The sequence below is a fragment of the Brevibacillus sp. Leaf182 genome, assembly GCF_001423865.2.
Lineage (GTDB): Bacteria > Bacillota > Bacilli > Brevibacillales > Brevibacillaceae > Brevibacillus > Brevibacillus brevis_C.
The window spans coordinates 108553-124953 of sequence record NZ_LMPN02000023.1; the positions used below are offsets into that span (position 1 = coordinate 108553).

Sequence of the window (16401 nt, forward strand, 5' to 3'; positions counted from 1 at the left end):
CGTGTGGGAGAACATTAAGGATTTTGCATCCACGTTCTTTGTAACAGGTGACCCACTGATTTACGGCGCGGACGTATCGATTGTACTGAGCATCATTGCGATCGTATTCGTTCTGACTAAGTATAAAAAATGGGGTTGGCTATGGCGTGAATGGTTGACTACAGTTGACCATAAGCGTATTGGTATCATGTATTTGATTGCATCGCTTCTGATGCTGTTCCGCGGTGGGGTTGACGCCCTGCTGATGCGTTTGCAACTGGCATTCCCGAACGTAGAGTTCCTGAACTCGGAACACTATAATGCCATCTTTACGACTCACGGTACGATCATGATTTTGTTCATGGCGATGCCGATGATGTTTGCCTTGTTTAACATGGTAGTACCGCTTCAACTCGGTGCTCGAGATGTAGCGTATCCGTTCTTGAACGCACTCAGCTTCTGGCTGTTTATGCTCGGTGCGATGCTGTTCAACATTTCGTTCGTAATCGGGGGCTCCCCGGACGCTGGTTGGTTGTCTTATCCGCCATTGTCACAAAATGAATTCAGCCCTGGACCAGGTCAGAACTTCTATATTTGGGGGATACAAATCTCCGGTATCGGTAGTTTGGCGACAGGGATTAACTTTATCGTAACGATTCTCAAAATGCGTGCACCTGGCATGAAGCTTTCCAAAATGCCATTGTTTAGCTGGTCCGTATTGTCCAGCTGCATTATGATTATCTTCGCTTTCCCAATTTTGACTGTAACATTGGCTCTGTTGTTCCTTGACCGTTTCGCAGGTGCCCACTTCTTCACAATGGACGGCGGCGGTAATCCGATGATGTACCTCAACCTCATCTGGATGTGGGGTCACCCTGAGGTATATATCGTAGTAGTACCAGCTTTCGGTATTTTCTCCGAAATCGTGGCTACGTTCTCACGTAAAAAGATTTTCGGCTACAAATCAATGGTTTGGGCGATGATGATCATTGCCGTTGTATCGTTCTTTACATGGGCTCACCACTTCTTCACAATGGGTACGAGCGCAAGTGTTATCGCCTTCTTTGCGATATCAACGATGATTGTTGGGATACCGACCGGTGTTAAGGTCTTTAACTGGCTGTTTACAATGTACCGTGGTCGGATATCCTTTAAACAACCAATGCTGTGGACCATTGCCTTTATCCCGTGCTTCGTAATTGGTGGAGCGACAGGGGTAATGCTGGCAGTAGCTCCGGCAGACTATCAGTATCACAACAGTTACTTCTTGGTTGCCCACTTCCACCAAGTATTGATCGGTGGGGTAGTATTCGGTTACCTGGCTGGTATTTACTACTGGTGGCCAAAACTGTTCGGTTTCAAGCTCGACGAGAAACTGGGCAAATGGGGCTTCTGGTTCTGGAATATTGGTTTCTACGTGTGCTTTATGCCGCAATACGCGCTCGGTTTCATGGGTATGACTCGCCGTTACTATACGTACGGTTGGGATCGCGGTTGGGCAGACCTGAACCTGGTATCCACTGTTGGGGCATTCTTGATGGGTATCGGTTTCATCTTCCAAGTATGGCAAATCGCTTATAGCATCAAGAATGGTGAGCGCGACACGACAGGCGATCCATGGAATGGTCGTACGCTGGAGTGGTCGATTCCGTCACCTGCACCGTTCTACAACTTTGCTGTTGTACCACAAGTGAAAGAAATGGATGACTGGTGGGCAACAAAAGAAGCAAAAGCAAATGGCACCTATAAAGAAGAACCGGCGAAACTGGAGCCGATTCATATGCCGAAGAACTCTGGAATTCCGTTTATCATGGCGAACTTCTGGTTCTTGGTAGGTTTTGGTTTCACATTTGGATGGGTTTGGATGGCCGTCATTGGATTCATTGGAGTATTCGCATGCATGTGGGCACGCTCCTTCCAATACGACACGGATTATTACGTACCGGTGGAGGAAGTGCGTCGCACTGAGGCTTCACTGGGGAGGGTGGTGTAACGATGGCGCAGCATCATGACCATGGTCACGGCCACGACCACGACCATCATGAAGAGCATGAACAATTAAAGGTTCTTGGTTTTTGGATTTTCGTTGTAACAGACTGCGTGCTGTTCGGTACATTGTTCGCAACATATGCGGTAATGATGAATAGCTTTGCTGGCGGACCAACTGGACAGGAATTGTTCCAGTTGCCAGGTGTAATTGCTTCAACCTTTATCTTGTTGACAAGTAGCTTTACCAGCGGTCTCGCTGTTCTGGCAATGAACAAAGGCAATGTCAAGCAACTGATTGCTTGGCTGGCTGTAACTGGTCTTTTGGGACTGTCTTTCGTAGTGCTGGAAGTCACTGAGTTTATGCACTTGATCAGTGAAGGTGCAACTATGGGTACTAGCGGCTACTGGTCCGCTTTCTACACACTGGTTGGTACGCACGGATTGCACGTAACGCTTGGTCTGTTCTGGATGACTGCTTTGATCTTCCAGTTGAAGCGTCGTGGAATCACCGCGGTTACTCGCCGCAAAATTACCAACCTGAGCTTGTACTGGCACTTCCTTGACGTTGTGTGGATCTTCCTCTTCACAGTCGTTTACTTGATGGGGGTGATGTAAGGTGGCACAACATCAAAACCATGGCGGACATCATAGTCACGGATCGATGAAAGAGTACGTGATCGGTTTTATCCTGTCGATCGTGCTCACCATTATCCCACTCGTGCTGGTCATGAACTCAATTTTGAGTAAAACGGCGACCATGATCGCGATCTTGGTAATGGCGGTCTTGCAGTTCGTAGTTCAGTTGGTCTTCTTCATGCACATCCGCGAAGGAGAAAAACCACGCTACAACGTACAGACATTGATTCTTGGACTTGTGATTGTATTTACAATCGTTGCAGGTTCCCTCTGGATCATGTTGTTTAACAAATATTAATCAGTTAAGAGCGTGGCACAGGCGATTCGTTGCTTGTGCCACGCTTTTTTTGTTTTTGATGTAGGTGTAGTGGAGGGAAGAAGCGCATTTAGTCAACCAGTGGAAGTGATTCAAGAAGTAAAAGATTGTTTGGCTAGTAAACCTCTCTTCTTGCAGATATAATAGAAAGAATTTTACGCCAAAATGTGCAAAGGGAGTGAGATGATGGCTGGGCAACTGTATGTAACGAAGCCTTGTGCAGAACTTCAAGCAGAGTATATTTCCTTTTACGAAGAGTGGAAAGAAAGTGGAGAGCCTATCGTACCGTGGGTAGTGGATCGGGAGCCCTATGATTTTCCTGCGTATCTGGAATTTCTGGAGAGTGAAAGCAACGAGGAAAATCTTTCGGATGGCTATGTTCCTCATTCGACGTATTGGCTCGTGAATGAGGAGCGACGCATAGTGGGGGCGGTGAATATTCGACATCGTCTCAACGAGCGTCTACGAAAAAACAGCGGGCACATCGGATATGGAATCCGGCCATCGGAGAGACGCAAAGGATATGCGACGGAAATTTTAGCGCAAGCCCTAAACATCACGAGCGAGTTGGGTATCAATGAAGTATTGGTGATTTGCGATTATGATAATGTTGCATCGGAGAAAACGATACGGAAGAACGGGGGCGTTTTTGAGTCAGAATGTACAGATGACGATGGATTGGTCATTCGCCGTTTCTGGATTACACGATCTTCGTAAAAGAATAGGGCTATCTCATTGTCCGTTTACAAGGCGTTTGAGATAGCCCGTTCCCTATTTATTCATCTATCTTGTATGCAATCAACTTGCGTATCCATTGTTCCATCTCGTCAAGAATATAGTCTGGGGGTGGGGTTTTTCCGTCTTTTTTTGGGAGGACGAGCCATTGTAATGGTTTTGGGACATGGAGGATTTTCTCAAGAAGTTGTATCCCTTGATCGTCACTAATGATGTCTTGTAAAAAGATGAACATTCGCTTGTCTAATGTATGGATGAGCTTACCTTCATATTTTGTACCAGAGATAGTGACAGAAGGGTGCCCGTGCCTCTCAATTCCCCCTAATACTTCAACCCATACAAAATCGTACAATTGGGAAAGTTCAGCTTCAAGTAGATCGGGATCTTTAATGGGTACCTGTTCTGTGGAAGAGAAAGGGCGATTTAAAAAAATCTCTGGGTCCATCTCCATAAAGTCTAATACTACCTTGCAAGATGGAGCTTGTTTGTTTTCATGGGTGTATAAAATCTCGTCGATTCTTTTCAAATCCAATTTTTTACCAATCAAAAAACCTATTCGCAGTTCGATAGGATTCACTCCTTTCCTCTGAAAAAGAGAAGGGTTACCACGATTTCCAATCCATTAATTCTCTTGCCAATGTTCTGGAAACTGATTTTCCTAAAAACATTGGGGAGTTCTGAATTACGTGTGAGTTTTATGAAAGCAGAGAGCTATCCCACCGTCAGTTTTATGACGTTTGAGATAGCCCGTTCCCTATTTATTCATCTATCTTGTATGCAATCAACTTGCGTACCCATTGTTCCATCTCGTCAAGAATATAGTCTGGGGGTGGGGTTTTTCCGTCTTTTTTAGGTAGAGTGAGCCATTGTAATGGTTTTGGGACATGGCAGATTTTCCTAAGCAGTTCTCTTCCGTGATTGTCAATAAGGATATCTCGTAAAAAGATTAGCACTCTATTGTCTAAAGTATGGATGAGCTTACCTTCATATTCTATATCAGAGATAGTAACGGAAGGGTGCCCATGTCTCTCAATACCGCCTAGTACCTCAACCCATACAAAATCATATGACTGGGAAAGTTCAGCTTCAAGGAGATCGGAATCTTTAATGAGTACCTCTTCTGTGGAAGAAAAGGGACGACTTAAGAAAATATCTGGGTCCATCTCCATAAAGTTTAATATTACCCTACAAGATGCAGTTTGTTTGTTTTCATGCGCGTATAAAGTCTCACGAACTTTGTTGCAATCAATTTTTTCACCAATGACAAAGCCTAGTCGCAGTTCGATTGTTACTCACTCCTTAAAGAAGAAGAGAAATCGGGCTACCACGATTTCCTATCCATTAATCTTCTCCCCAATGTTCTGGAAATTGATTTTTACTTTTAATTTTAATCTGACCGTGATGCCATTCAAAATTATCATCTTTTTTATGCCAATGGAAGTCAATACTTCTCCCATTATCTACTCTGTTCATGTGAAATCTTAATAAGTGTTTTTTGTTCCTCTTATTAATAATATTGAAAACTTTCTCACCTTGGTTAATGCCATTTATTTCGCCTTTATCCTCTGGCCCTTCATAATCGATATCACCATTATATTGTTCGTGCAAAGCTTCAACTTCTGCCCATATCTCAGGCTCTATTCTTTCTTCAAATTCGTCATAAGCCATTCTTTTTATTTTCTTCCCCATTTTTTTCTTAACCGCTTCTTTAAGAGCCAGTCTTAGGAGAATAGGTAATATAGTAGCTTGAACTTTATCTTCGCTTTTAATGCTTGAGTTACTTTGCAACAGCAGGACTTCTGTTATTTCGGGCAATACCGAATGATTTTCAGCTATTTGGTCTTTTACATCACGAATTAAATTGTTCAGCTCTTTTTCATCATCGTGATTAGCGGAGAAATATTCCTCCAAATTTCTTTTAACATCATCTTCAAGTGTAGTCTTTTCTAAAAATGTTTCTTGAAGATCCCTATCGGATTTCATACCTTTTAGAACAAGGTCTAGGTTGTCGAAAGTATCGGTAAGTGATTTTTCAAGAGTATCTTTGTCTTCTGACATGACCTCACTTGAAAATTCGTATTGAAGCATTTCATTCACGGATGATTTGGTTAATACATCTGTCTCAGCAGCAAAACTAGAGGTAAGAACAGTGCTGAATAGCATCATGGAGGCAAGAGAGGTTAAAAACAACTTTTTTCCTTTTTTGATAAAATCAATCATTTTAGTCCTCCCATTTCAAATATTTACCAATTAATAAGATAATATAAGTTCATGATTATATCAATTGCTTTTTGAAGATTTTGTTCGAAGCGAAATAAAAATCACTGGAAAAACTAGTAAATAGATATTGTCTCGAATACCATACTTAGTATATAATTATGTTGTGAAAGTTATTTTGGAAGGGAGAGATTTCTTTGTTTGATATCGTAATTATTGGAGCAGGCCCGGCAGGAGGAAGTGCAGCGTTGTTTGCTGCAAAAGCAGGTAAGAAGACGTTGCTGATTGATAATGACAAAAGCATGACCAAGCGCGCGTGGATGGAAAATCACTACGGCATCATGGAAATCTCAGGCCCAGACCTCATTGAAATCGGTAAAAAGCAAGCAGCGAAATTCGGTGCGGAGCTGGTAGCCGACCAAGTAAGCAACATTACCAAAACAGAGCAAGGCTTACTCGTAGAAACAGCGGAAAAAGGCAGCTTCGAGGCCAAGCATGTGATTCTTGCAACTGGAGCGCTCGTGACTTTGGCAGAAGCGATTGGGGTAAAAACCAAAGAAGGTACAGAGCCACGGATCAAAACTGTTGTCGATGTCGATGCACAAGGGAAGACGAACATCGAAGGAATTTGGGCAGCAGGTACGTGCGCAGGAGTAAGCGTACATACGATCATTACTTCTGGTGATGGCGCCAAGGTTGCAATCAATGTCATCAGCGAACTGAATGGCGAGCGTTATGTTGATCACGATGTTTTGAAAACGAACTAAATCAGGTCTGAAACACCTTCTTACCATTTTCAAGAAGGTGTTTTCTTTTTCCTTCCAATCGATGATACCTTGTATCGTGATCTTGTTTTTGACATAATGAAGAGCGTTCCTGTTGCTCTGGAGAATTGATATCGATTCTATTTTTATCTAGATTGCCCTATGTAAGAAGGGAGGGGGACAGGTAGCATGTTCGTTAATCATGTGGTGATAAGCGTGATCGTTTCTTCCTGCACGATCGCCCTTATTTTCTTGATTCGAAAAGTATTTCGCTCCCAGTTGTCGGCTAGATGGCAGTACAATTTGTGGTTTCTCTTGCTGGTCGCTTTGACGCCAGTTTTTATCCCGAATTCCTTTTTTGATTTTGGAAATCTGTTTGCTTCAGGAATGAATCAGCGCAATGAAGCAGGCAGCTCGATGCTCGCTGCGCAAGCTCCTGTGTTTGAAAATGCGAATTGGGTACAGGATTTAACGTTGTCGGTAAGTCGCTATACACCGGACTCCTTTCCTACGATTTTGGCCATCCTGTGGGTAGTCGGCATGATCGTTTGTGCTTCGATCACGTTATCAGCCTGGTTAAAAATCCAGCAGATCAAGCGATCGGCTTCTGTGATCACCAATCAAGAAATCATCGATATATTTGAACAATGCAAGAAGGAAGTAAAAATAAATCGGCACATCGTGTTGGCAGAATCCAAGCAGATCAAATCTCCGATGACGTTTGGCGTTTTTACGACGTATGTTGTCCTTCCCAGTCATTTTGACGAGTGGCTGTCAAACAGGGAAATAAAGTATATCTTTTTACATGAGCTCATGCACCAAAAAAACCATGATATCGTCACGAACTATGTGACCGTCATGTATCAGCTTTTGTATTGGTTCCATCCATTGGTTTGGCTGGCTTTTCGGGAAATGAGAGTAGACCGTGAAATTGCTTGTGATGTAGCTGTACTGAACCTTTTAGACAAGCGAAATTATCAGGAATATGGCCATACCATCATTAAGTTTTTGGATAAAGAAAGTCGGGTCGAAAATGTCGTTTTGGCGAGTCAGTTAAACGGTTCCAAGAAGGCAGTTAAAAAACGAATCGAGAAAATCGCTTCCCACAAGGCAGAATCAAAGCTGTTGCAGTTGAAAAGTACCGTCATTTTTTCCATGATGGGTGTCTTGGTTGCCAGTCAGGTTCTTGTTGGTTCCGCATTAGCCGACGATCGCAGTCGCTATCATTTTCAACATGATCGAACCATTTACGAGGATTTAGACAACTATTTCCGTGGCTTTGAAGGCAGTTTTGTCTTATATGATTTGAAAGCCGACCAGTATCGGATTTACAACGAGGCAGGAAGTACACAACGAGTTTCACCGAACTCGACCTACAAGATTTTTCTCTCCTTGTTTGGTTTGGAGGCCGGTGTGATTTCGAGAGAAGATTCCCTGTTAAAATGGGATGGAATCCACTATCCTTATGAGCAGTGGAACCGGGATCAAGATCTATTAACAGCGATGCGAAACTCCACAAATTGGTATTTTAAAGAGATGGATAAGAGCATCTCTCCGGATATGACGCAAGCTTTTCTGGAACAATTGAACTACGGGAATTCCAATACATCTGGTGAAATCGGCGAATATTGGATAGAATCTTCCTTGAAGATTTCTCCGGTGGAGCAGGTACAATTATTAAAAGCGTTCTATACGAACCAGTTTGGCTTTCAAGAAAACAATATCCTGGCGGTGAAAGACTCCATCCGGTTATCGGAAAAAGCGGGTTCGATTCTTTCCGGGAAAACAGGTACGGGCACCGTCAATCAAAAAGATGTGAACGGTTGGTTTGTCGGATATGTAGAGAACGAGGAAGGCACCTACTTCTTTGCTACAAATATACAAAGCGAAGACGACGCGAATGGACCTGCAGCAGCAGAAATCACCTTGTCTATTTTGAAAGCGAAAGGTCTTTACTAGCCTTTGTTCTTTCAGTCATGATTATCGAAAGGGGGAGACTTCATGTCTACATCCATGCCAAGTATTTCAGAAGCGGAATGGCGAGTGATGAATGTGCTATGGGAAAAGTCACCGCTAACGGCCAACGAAATTATTTCCTCCTTGGAAGGTCAAACGGATTGGAACCCAAAAACAGTACGTACTCTTTTGAATCGTTTGGTTCAAAAAAATGCTGTTGGAGTCAATCAAAACCAAAGAGTCTATACGTTTTATCCGTTGTACTCACAAAATGAATGCCAGCACGCCGAGGCACAGTCCTTTCTCGAGCGGATTTACAGCGGAGCTCTAAAATCGATGCTGGTTCAGTTTATCCAGAAGGAATCCTTATCCGACGAGGAGATTCAGGAGCTGCGTTCCATATTGGATGCGAAACAAGCATCGACTGATCATCCTAAAAAATAAAGCACGCCCTTTCAAGCTGACTTGGAGAACCCATTTACGGTTATCCAGTTTTATTGAAAGGGCGTCTTTTTTTCAAGAAAGGACGGATGCAGCTCTTTTTCTTGCATAAAAGGAGATTGACACAAGTGGATTACGCGTGTAATATTATCGTGAAATCAGTTGATTACAAGCGTAATATAATATTACGAATGTGATCCTTAGCTGTTATCTTCCCAGAAAGAGGTTCGTCATCTATGAAAGCTCACTATTCTAAACGAATCGGATTCACAGTGAAAACGATTTTACTCACGCTTTTCACGCTCACTGGTTGCTCTTCTCCAGAAGCCCCTGTCCAAAAAACGGAAACACAAGCATCTGCCATGGATCTAAAGTTCGATGCGCTGGAAAAGAAGTTTAATGTGAGGCTCGGCGTATATGCGATTGACACCGAAACAGATTTGGCAGTTGCTTATCGCGAAGATGAACGATTCGCTTTTGCCTCTACGTACAAGGCTTTAGCCGCAGGTGCAGTCTTGCATCAGAAGCCGTTGGAAGAGCTGGACAAAGTCATCACCTACACCAAGGACGATCTCGTTACTTATTCACCCGTCACAGAAAAACACGTAGCGACCGGAATGACTTTACGCGAGGTTGCAGATGCCGCGGTTCGCTATAGTGACAACACGGCGGGAAATCTGTTGTTCAAAGAATTGGGCGGACCTAAAGGCTTTGAATCAGCTCTGAGACAGATTGGGGATAGTGTGACGACATCCGAGCGCTATGAGACGGAATTGAATGAGGCTAAACCAGAAGATATTCGCGATACCAGCACACCGAAAGCACTTGCAACGAGCCTAAGAGCCTATACAGTAGGGGATGTGCTGTCGTCAGACAAGCAGACGATTCTTATCAAGTGGCTGCAAGGCAATACGACGGGAGACAAGCTGATTCGGGCGGGCGTCCCCAAAGACTGGAAGGTCGGAGATAAGACGGGAGCCGCAAGCTACGGAACGCGAAACGATATAGGTATCATATGGCCACCGAATAAAAAGCCCATTGTCATTGCAGTGCTGTCTAGCAGAGATAAGCAGGACGCTACTTATGATGATGCGCTCATTGCTGAAGCTACCAAGGTTGCTGTTGACGCACTGACGGCTGCAAAACCGTAATAGATCAACAAGTGAGGTGATCACCGGATGATAGACAACGGTGCGTACTTACTCGTAAAAAAAGGAGACCCCAACCCATTTTCCACACGCAAATATCTTACCAAGGATCGCTGTACAATCGGGCGGAGAGGGACTAGTTTTCAACTAGACATCACATTTTCCAGTCCGTACATTTCGAGAATGCATGCAGCCTTTCAAAGGCTCGGGAACGATTACAAGATTATCGATCTGGAAAGCAAGCATGGCACAGAGGTAAACGGGACGCCCCTTCATTCCTCTCACATTCTTCGTCACGGGGATCAAATAAGCTTGTCAAAAGGGGTGGCGGAGCTCGTCTTTTTACGAGAGGTCAATAGACTGGATGATACGGTGGAGCTCCCTTTCACGCAGCCAAAGAACACGTCGGTTTTGCCAGGTTTGGAGATTCATTTGGAGAGAAGAGAAGTTCGTCTCGACGGGAGTAGACTGCATATGACTGGAAAAGATATGGATTTGCTGAAGCTTCTCTACCAAAAGGCGAACAGGGCCGTTAGTTTTGAAGAAATTATGCTGACAGTCTGGCCAGAGCGAATGCTGCACGAGGACAATGTCCCAGATGTTGGACGAGTGGAAGTCAATGCGCTCGTCTATCGATTAAGAAAAAAGCTTCGGTGCTACGGGCAGCAAATCACGACGATTCCGCGATATGGATATCGCTTAGATGTTTGAAACAGCGAAAAGCAAAATCCACGGTTGAAAGGTGAGATTCGTTTGAAGAAACATAAGGGTTGGATAGTGAAAGCTGTATCTAGTTTGTTCCTGACAGTTGCCGTTGCCCTGACATCTTTTTCTGATCAAACGATTGCCCAAGCTCCATCATCAACTCCCACTCAGATTACCAATCCAGGGAAAAGCATTGTGTTAACAAAATTAAATGACAAAGTATGGTTACATACATCCTATCATGAATGGAATGGCATAACCTATGACCACAATGGCTTAATCGTTTCTACGTCCAAAGGAGTCGTCCTGATTGATACAGCATGGGGAGACACCCAAAAAACGGAAGAGCTATTGCAGATGATCAAGAAGCATTGGAAGAAAGACGTTGTTCTGGCGCTGATTACACATGCACATGATGACAGCATTTCAGGTATCCGTGCGCTACTCGATCAAAAAATAGATGTACGCAGTACACGTTTGACGGCAAAATTAGCGAAAGAATATGGATATCCTTCGCCCAATCCGACACTCGATGAAAAGCCAGTAATCAAGGTAGGCGACACCGTCTTAGAAGCCTATTATCCTGGGGAAGGGCATTCGACAGATAACATTACTGTTTGGCTTCCCCAATCCAAAATATTATTCGGTGGATGCTTCGTCAAAGAATTGGGTGCTCAGGACCTCGGAAATCTTTCAGATGCCAATGTAGAACAATGGGATGACTCCGTTCAGAAGGTAATCGAAAAATATCCACAGGTCGAAACCGTTGTACCTGGACATGGGAAATCGGGAGGCAAAAACTTGCTTGATCACACCATGGAACTAATCAAACAACATTCCCAGAAGCAAGAAGCTGCTCTGAAATGAATCTCCTTTAAAACAAACTCCTTCTCAAGACCAACCTGAGAAGGAGTTTGTTTATGTAAGGTGTTTTCTTTTTTCTTCCAATCGTCTAAACTTTTGATATAGGCCAGAAGTCATTGCTCTATTACCACAATCATTCAGTCATAGGAGTCCTTATTATGAAAAAAATCGTAGGTATTGCCTTGATGGTCGCATTACTAGGCTTCAACGCCTATTTGTGGCCGACACTGATTCATGCGGTAAAAACAGACGGACGAACGGATACGAAAAAAACGGCATCTCTCTCGCAAAAAGCAGGTACTGCAAAGCCAGCTATGGATTTGGCCAATCAAGGTCCACGCGCCGCAAACGTTTCCGCCTATCCGGTTGAAAAGTCTGTGGCTGTGTCAGCATCCGTACCAGCACCAGCGCAGAAACAAAGCGAAGGAAAGCCAAAAACAAAAGCGATAGCAACTGCTAAAACGAACACACCGAAGAAGAAAACACAAAAGACGAAAACCGCGACAAAACCAGTCAAGAAACAGACGGCACGTCCTCCGGTAAATAACGTACCGACGTATCCGGCCTGGGATGATAACGGCCTTTATGTCGTAGACGATGGGGGACCAGGAAGTAGTTGGGTGAGGCTGTCGGACGGTTCTTTGCTGCGTAAGAGCGACGGGACACGGACATTTAACATGCCCTATGATAAGAATCCATTCACCGGAGAGATTAAGCCGACAGTGGAGCCGATGTCAGAGGCGGCGTATAAAATGTGGAAGGGCAATCAAGCCCAGCAGCCATCGCCATTCAGCCCGTCACCGTTCGGACGATAATCGATTGCGAAAAATTGCTCCGCGAAATGGAGCAGTTTTTTTCGATAAGTAGTCAAATTTGAATATAATAACGTATAGTACTTTGATTTGACCACTCAGGAGGGTGAAGCAATGATTGCAAGAGAAAGTAAAGTGAATATGGTGGTAGCGGGGCTACTGCTTGGTCTCCTGATGGCTTCCATGGACAATACCATTGTTGCAACGGCGATGGCTACGATTGTCGGTGAGATGGGCGGCATGGATAAGTTCGTTTGGGTGACATCAGCGTACATGGTCGCTACGATGGCGGGGATGCCGATCTTCGGTAAACTCTCCGATATGTATGGGCGAAAACGTTTTTACGTATTTGGTCTCATTGTATTTTTGTTAGGGTCCATTTTATGCGGGACGGCAAACAGCATTGTAGAGTTGAGCATTTATCGGGCGATTCAAGGGATTGGCGGCGGAGCGCTGATGCCGATTGCCTTCACCATTATTTTTGACGTATTCCCGCCGGAGAAGCGTGGAAAGATGACGGGACTTTTCGGGGCTGTATTCGGTACGTCCAGCGTATTTGGACCTTTGCTGGGGGCGTATATTACCGAATATGTCAGCTGGCATTGGATCTTTTACATCAATGTACCGATTGGTGCTGTGTCCCTCTGGTTGATCTCGATGTATTACAAGGAGTCTCTGGAATACCGCAAGCAGAGCATTGACTGGTGGGGAGCGATTACGCTAGTCGGTGCTGTAGTGAGTCTGATGTTTGCACTGGAGCTGGGCGGCAATCAATACGCGTGGGATTCGATGCAGATTATTGGATTGTTCTCTTCCTTTTTCTTGTTGTTTGTGATTTTTCTATTTGTCGAGAAGCGGGCATCTGATCCGATTATTTCGTTCTCCATGTTCAAGAAGCGGTTATTTGCCACGACAAATGCGATTGCACTGTTGTACGGAGCTGCTTTCATTATCGCTACGGTGTACCTGCCGATTTTTATCCAAGGGGTATATGGCGGGTCAGCGACGAATGCAGGATTGCTGTTGACACCGATGATGCTCGGCTCTGTTGCTGGTAGCCAGCTAGGCGGATTTTTGACGACGAAGACCAGCTTCCGCAATATTATGCTTCTGTCCGCAGTCTTTTTCATACCAGGTATTTTCCTTTTGAGTACGCTGACGCCTGATATTCCACGTTCGATCGTTACGCTTTATATGGTGATTGCAGGGTTTGGTGTGGGTTTCTCTTTCTCCACCTTGGGAATTTCAGCGATTCATGGCTTTGATATGCGTCAAAGAGGATCGGCCAGTTCGACGAACTCTTTTTCTCGTTCCTTGGGGATGACATTGGGAATCACTGTGTTTGGTATTCTGCAACGGAATTCGTTTGAAAACGGCATGTTCTCAGCCTTCGGGGGTCAAGGGATGACGAATGCCATTACAGATCCGCGAGCGATTTTGACACCAGAAGCGCGCGAATCCATTCCGGCACCTGTCTTGGATCAAATGATCGATATTCTCGCTTCTTCCATTGCGAATACGTTTATGTGGGCGCTCGTTCCTGCTGTTCTTGCTCTCGTGTGCATTTTGCTGATGGGAAATGATCGGGCGCTGGGGAAATCGCCTTCCGCACCGAAACCGGAACGCGGGTAGAGGAGAATCGTCATGAGTCTAAAATTGCTTGTTCTGGGATTGCTGATGGAAGGGGAGAAGCATCCCTACGAGGTTCAGCAGCAGGTGAAGGCTAGAGGGATGGATTGTTACATGAAATACGCCAAAGGCTCCCTCTACTATGCTTTCGACCAACTGGAAAAGAGCGGGATGATTGAGGTCAAAGAAGTCATTCGTGAGACTAGCCGCCCAGATAAAACGTTGTATGGGATCACGCAAAAAGGCGAAGCGCAATTTCAACAGCTTCTCTTGGAAGAAATGCAAAAACCGATGCAGCTCACCAATCCGATCTACGCGGCTCTTACTTTTGCTTCGTACGGTGATCCAGAGAAAATGGATGAGGCCTTGGAAGGTAACATCCAGGAGGTAAGACGATTAGCTGGAGTATTGGAATCGATCCAGGAGGAAAAAAGAGAGAGGCTTAGCTGGGGAGCACGAACGATTTTGATCGGTGCCATTGAGCATTTGCACGCAGAGATGCGCTGGATGGAACGCATCCGAGAAGAAGCCTGGGGCCGTTGATTTTGAATATATTATGAACATTGGACTATTTTCATCATTATGATAGTTTTTCGTTTATAATAGTGGTAATTTCAATGGCAAGGATGGTACCCACACATGATGAATTCTGCCCTCGGACGCTTTCGTCTCATCGGCCTGATCGAAGGTATCTCGTATTTGGTACTTCTCGGGATTGCTATGCCGCTTAAGTATTTTTGGGATTATCCAGCTGCAGTAAAAATTGCCGGATCGCTTCATGGATTGTTTTTTGTCCTGTATATTTTGGCGTTGGCACATGTTACAATGACCAATAAGTGGTCCTTCTTGAAGGTAATCGGGGCATTTATCGCTTCATTACTGCCATTCGGCAACTTTGTTCTGGACGCACGTCTGAAAAAAGAGCAGTAAGTATACACATTACACATTAGGTAAGGCACTAGAAGGCGGGTCATTGTACCCGTCTTTCGTACATATTCAAAAGAGAAAAAAATGGAGGGGATCTGTGTGGAGACCAGAATTTTAGCAGGAATTCTTTTGTGGGACGAAGAGGAACAATACGTTCTTGAAACCGTGATGGAGGACCGTTACAAGCTGGTTCTGCCGCAGATTATCACGCTTGCGAGCACAGAAGAAAAGGTAGCGACAGATGAATTGAACGAGCAATATGTCGGTCAAAATGTGATTGCCAGATGCTTTGTCTAATGTGAACAGATAATTCGGAAAAAAGGTGTGGATAGGTGTGGAACTGCGTGACCGCTATGCGGGAAGTTTGCTAGGGTTGGCCATTGGAGATGCACTCGGCACTACTATAGAATTTCGCAAACCAGGTACCTTCGAGCCGCTTACAGAAATGGTCGGGGGAGGACCATTCGATTTAAAGCCGGGAGAATGGACGGATGATACGTCGATGGCGCTGTGTCTGGCTGAGAGCTTGATTACGAAAAATGGCTTCGATCCAGTTGATCAGATGAACCGATACGTAGCCTGGTTTCGAGAGGGGTATATGAGCTGCAAGGATCATTGCTTCGATATCGGGAATATCACCAAAGAAGCGCTGTGGCGTTTTGAGCAGACAAAAAATCCGTTCAGCGGATCTGACCATCCGATGTCGGCAGGGAATGGCTCCATTATGAGGCTAGCACCTGTCGCGCTCTATTATGCCAATCAACCGGAACTCGCTATTGATTACTGCGCGCAAAGTTCTCGTACTACACACGCGACGGCAAAGGCAGTAGACGGCTGTCGTTTTTTTGGGGCATTGATCCTGGGGGCTCTACAGGGTATTTCCAAAGAGGAGTTGCTTGATGATTCGTTCTCTCCTGTCGCCGATCTATGGGAAAAGCAACCACTTGATCCTGATATCGCCCGTGTCGCGAATGGCTCCTACAAAGAGAAAACAAGAAAAGAGATCAAAGGATCAGGGTATGTCGTCGATTCGCTTGAAGCGGCGCTTTGGGCTTTTTATTCCAGTAGTTCTTTTGAAGAAGGCTTGTTCCTAGCGGTAAACCTCGGAGATGATGCGGATACGACGGGAGCAGTCTACGGTCAATTGGCAGGTGCTTATTACGGAGTAGAGGGTTTGCCCAAACGGATGCTTGCGCTGTTGGCCAAGCGAGAATTGATGGAGGAGTTCGCGCGGAAATTGTACGAGCAAGCTATCCGCTAACCGACAAAATGGAACGTCTTAT

Annotated in this window: 19 protein-coding genes; 16 read left to right on the forward strand and 3 right to left on the reverse strand. The window is 44.8% G+C overall.

The annotated features are described in order from the left end of the window. Nucleotide 1: 1 nt before the first annotated feature. The 4 genes from ASG16_RS13935 to ASG16_RS13950 all read left to right on the forward strand — a co-directional run bounded on the left by ASG16_RS13935 (nt 2) and on the right by ASG16_RS13950 (nt 3637). A complete protein-coding gene (locus ASG16_RS13935; protein WP_048031549.1) occupies nt 2-1972 on the forward strand; it encodes a cbb3-type cytochrome c oxidase subunit I in 1971 nt (656 codons plus the stop codon). A 2-nt stretch (nt 1973-1974) separates the two neighbouring features. Beyond that, nucleotides 1975-2583, forward strand: coding sequence for a cytochrome o ubiquinol oxidase subunit III (gene cyoC, locus ASG16_RS13940; protein WP_048031550.1), 609 nt, complete (start codon nt 1975-1977; stop codon nt 2581-2583). A gap of 1 nt (nt 2584) precedes the next feature. Next, nucleotides 2585-2902, forward strand: coding sequence for a cytochrome o ubiquinol oxidase subunit IV (gene cyoD, locus ASG16_RS13945; protein ID WP_056497113.1), 318 nt, complete (start codon nt 2585-2587; stop codon nt 2900-2902). 204 nt (nt 2903-3106) lie between these two features. Beyond that, a complete protein-coding gene (locus ASG16_RS13950; protein ID WP_056497110.1) occupies nt 3107-3637 on the forward strand; it encodes a GNAT family N-acetyltransferase in 531 nt (176 codons plus the stop codon). A gap of 58 nt (nt 3638-3695) precedes the next feature. Here ASG16_RS13950 and ASG16_RS13955 read toward each other — a convergent pair whose 3' ends face one another. The 3 genes from ASG16_RS13955 to ASG16_RS13965 all read right to left on the reverse strand — a co-directional run bounded on the left by ASG16_RS13955 (nt 3696) and on the right by ASG16_RS13965 (nt 5875). After that, a complete protein-coding gene (locus ASG16_RS13955) occupies nt 3696-4232 on the reverse strand; it encodes a hypothetical protein (protein ID WP_056497107.1) in 537 nt (178 codons plus the stop codon). Nucleotides 4233-4413: 181 nt separating this feature from the next. Further along, entirely contained in the window at nt 4414-4824 is a 411-nt protein-coding gene (locus ASG16_RS13960; protein ID WP_241970755.1) for a hypothetical protein, read from the reverse strand. Between the two features lie 172 nt (nt 4825-4996). After that, complete coding sequence (locus ASG16_RS13965) at nt 4997-5875, reverse strand: YpjP family protein (protein ID WP_056497101.1); 879 nt, start codon at nt 5873-5875, stop codon at nt 4997-4999. Between the two features lie 194 nt (nt 5876-6069). Here ASG16_RS13965 and ASG16_RS13970 point away from each other — a divergent pair, with 194 nt between their 5' ends. From ASG16_RS13970 to ASG16_RS14025, 12 genes are all read left to right on the forward strand, one after another. Then, entirely contained in the window at nt 6070-6639 is a 570-nt protein-coding gene (locus ASG16_RS13970; RefSeq protein ID WP_007722324.1) for an FAD-dependent oxidoreductase, read from the forward strand. 186 nt (nt 6640-6825) lie between these two features. Next, nucleotides 6826-8595 carry a BlaR1 family beta-lactam sensor/signal transducer gene (locus ASG16_RS13975; protein ID WP_056497098.1) on the forward strand — a complete coding sequence of 590 codons (1770 nt, stop codon included), beginning with the start codon at nt 6826-6828 and terminating at the stop codon, nt 8593-8595. A 42-nt stretch (nt 8596-8637) separates the two neighbouring features. Further along, on the forward strand, nt 8638-9036 hold the full coding sequence (gene blaI, locus ASG16_RS13980) for a penicillinase repressor BlaI (protein WP_048031557.1): 399 nt from the start codon (nt 8638-8640) through the stop codon (nt 9034-9036). A gap of 233 nt (nt 9037-9269) precedes the next feature. Further along, nucleotides 9270-10184, forward strand: coding sequence for a BBI family class A beta-lactamase (gene blaBBI / locus ASG16_RS13985; protein ID WP_056497095.1), 915 nt, complete (start codon nt 9270-9272; stop codon nt 10182-10184). 27 nt (nt 10185-10211) lie between these two features. Beyond that, nucleotides 10212-10892, forward strand: a complete 681-nt coding sequence (locus tag ASG16_RS13990; protein ID WP_056497093.1) for an FHA domain-containing protein — start codon at nt 10212-10214, stop codon at nt 10890-10892. Nucleotides 10893-10934: 42 nt separating this feature from the next. After that, the gene (gene bla / locus ASG16_RS13995; RefSeq protein ID WP_056497090.1) at nt 10935-11753 is read left to right on the forward strand and encodes a subclass B1 metallo-beta-lactamase; all 819 of its coding nucleotides are present in this window, start codon (nt 10935-10937) and stop codon (nt 11751-11753) included. A gap of 155 nt (nt 11754-11908) precedes the next feature. Next, on the forward strand, nt 11909-12565 hold the full coding sequence (locus ASG16_RS14000; RefSeq protein WP_056497086.1) for a hypothetical protein: 657 nt from the start codon (nt 11909-11911) through the stop codon (nt 12563-12565). Between the two features lie 111 nt (nt 12566-12676). Then, nucleotides 12677-14194, forward strand: a complete 1518-nt coding sequence (locus ASG16_RS14005) for an MDR family MFS transporter (RefSeq protein WP_056497084.1) — start codon at nt 12677-12679, stop codon at nt 14192-14194. A gap of 12 nt (nt 14195-14206) precedes the next feature. Next, nucleotides 14207-14734, forward strand: a complete 528-nt coding sequence (locus ASG16_RS14010) for a PadR family transcriptional regulator (RefSeq protein WP_056497081.1) — start codon at nt 14207-14209, stop codon at nt 14732-14734. 96 nt (nt 14735-14830) lie between these two features. Continuing rightward, complete coding sequence (locus ASG16_RS14015; protein WP_007715976.1) at nt 14831-15121, forward strand: DUF3817 domain-containing protein; 291 nt, start codon at nt 14831-14833, stop codon at nt 15119-15121. Nucleotides 15122-15217: 96 nt separating this feature from the next. Beyond that, nucleotides 15218-15415 carry a hypothetical protein gene (locus tag ASG16_RS14020; RefSeq protein ID WP_229087967.1) on the forward strand — a complete coding sequence of 66 codons (198 nt, stop codon included), beginning with the start codon at nt 15218-15220 and terminating at the stop codon, nt 15413-15415. Nucleotides 15416-15452: 37 nt separating this feature from the next. Continuing rightward, the gene (locus tag ASG16_RS14025) at nt 15453-16379 is read left to right on the forward strand and encodes an ADP-ribosylglycohydrolase family protein (RefSeq protein WP_056497078.1); all 927 of its coding nucleotides are present in this window, start codon (nt 15453-15455) and stop codon (nt 16377-16379) included. The last annotated feature ends 22 nt before the right edge of the window (nt 16380-16401 follow it).

Excerpts from the sequence above, each read along its gene's own strand:
- ASG16_RS13975 (WP_056497098.1), top strand. The coding sequence starts at position 6,826 with ATGTTCGTTAATCATGTGGTGATAAGCGTGATCGTTTCTTCCTGCACG.
- cyoC (WP_048031550.1), top strand. The coding sequence starts at position 1,975 with ATGGCGCAGCATCATGACCATGGTCACGGCCACGACCACGACCATCAT.
- blaBBI (WP_056497095.1), top strand. The coding sequence starts at position 9,270 with ATGAAAGCTCACTATTCTAAACGAATCGGATTCACAGTGAAAACGATT.
- ASG16_RS13990 (WP_056497093.1), top strand. The coding sequence starts at position 10,212 with ATGATAGACAACGGTGCGTACTTACTCGTAAAAAAAGGAGACCCCAAC.
- ASG16_RS13960 (WP_241970755.1), bottom strand. The coding sequence starts at position 4,824 with ATGGAGATGGACCCAGATATTTTCTTAAGTCGTCCCTTTTCTTCCACA.
- ASG16_RS13965 (WP_056497101.1), bottom strand. The coding sequence starts at position 5,875 with ATGATTGATTTTATCAAAAAAGGAAAAAAGTTGTTTTTAACCTCTCTT.
- ASG16_RS13950 (WP_056497110.1), top strand. The coding sequence starts at position 3,107 with ATGGCTGGGCAACTGTATGTAACGAAGCCTTGTGCAGAACTTCAAGCA.
- blaI (WP_048031557.1), top strand. The coding sequence starts at position 8,638 with ATGTCTACATCCATGCCAAGTATTTCAGAAGCGGAATGGCGAGTGATG.
- ASG16_RS14000 (WP_056497086.1), top strand. The coding sequence starts at position 11,909 with ATGAAAAAAATCGTAGGTATTGCCTTGATGGTCGCATTACTAGGCTTC.
- ASG16_RS14015 (WP_007715976.1), top strand. The coding sequence starts at position 14,831 with ATGATGAATTCTGCCCTCGGACGCTTTCGTCTCATCGGCCTGATCGAA.
- ASG16_RS14010 (WP_056497081.1), top strand. The coding sequence starts at position 14,207 with ATGAGTCTAAAATTGCTTGTTCTGGGATTGCTGATGGAAGGGGAGAAG.
- ASG16_RS14005 (WP_056497084.1), top strand. The coding sequence starts at position 12,677 with ATGATTGCAAGAGAAAGTAAAGTGAATATGGTGGTAGCGGGGCTACTG.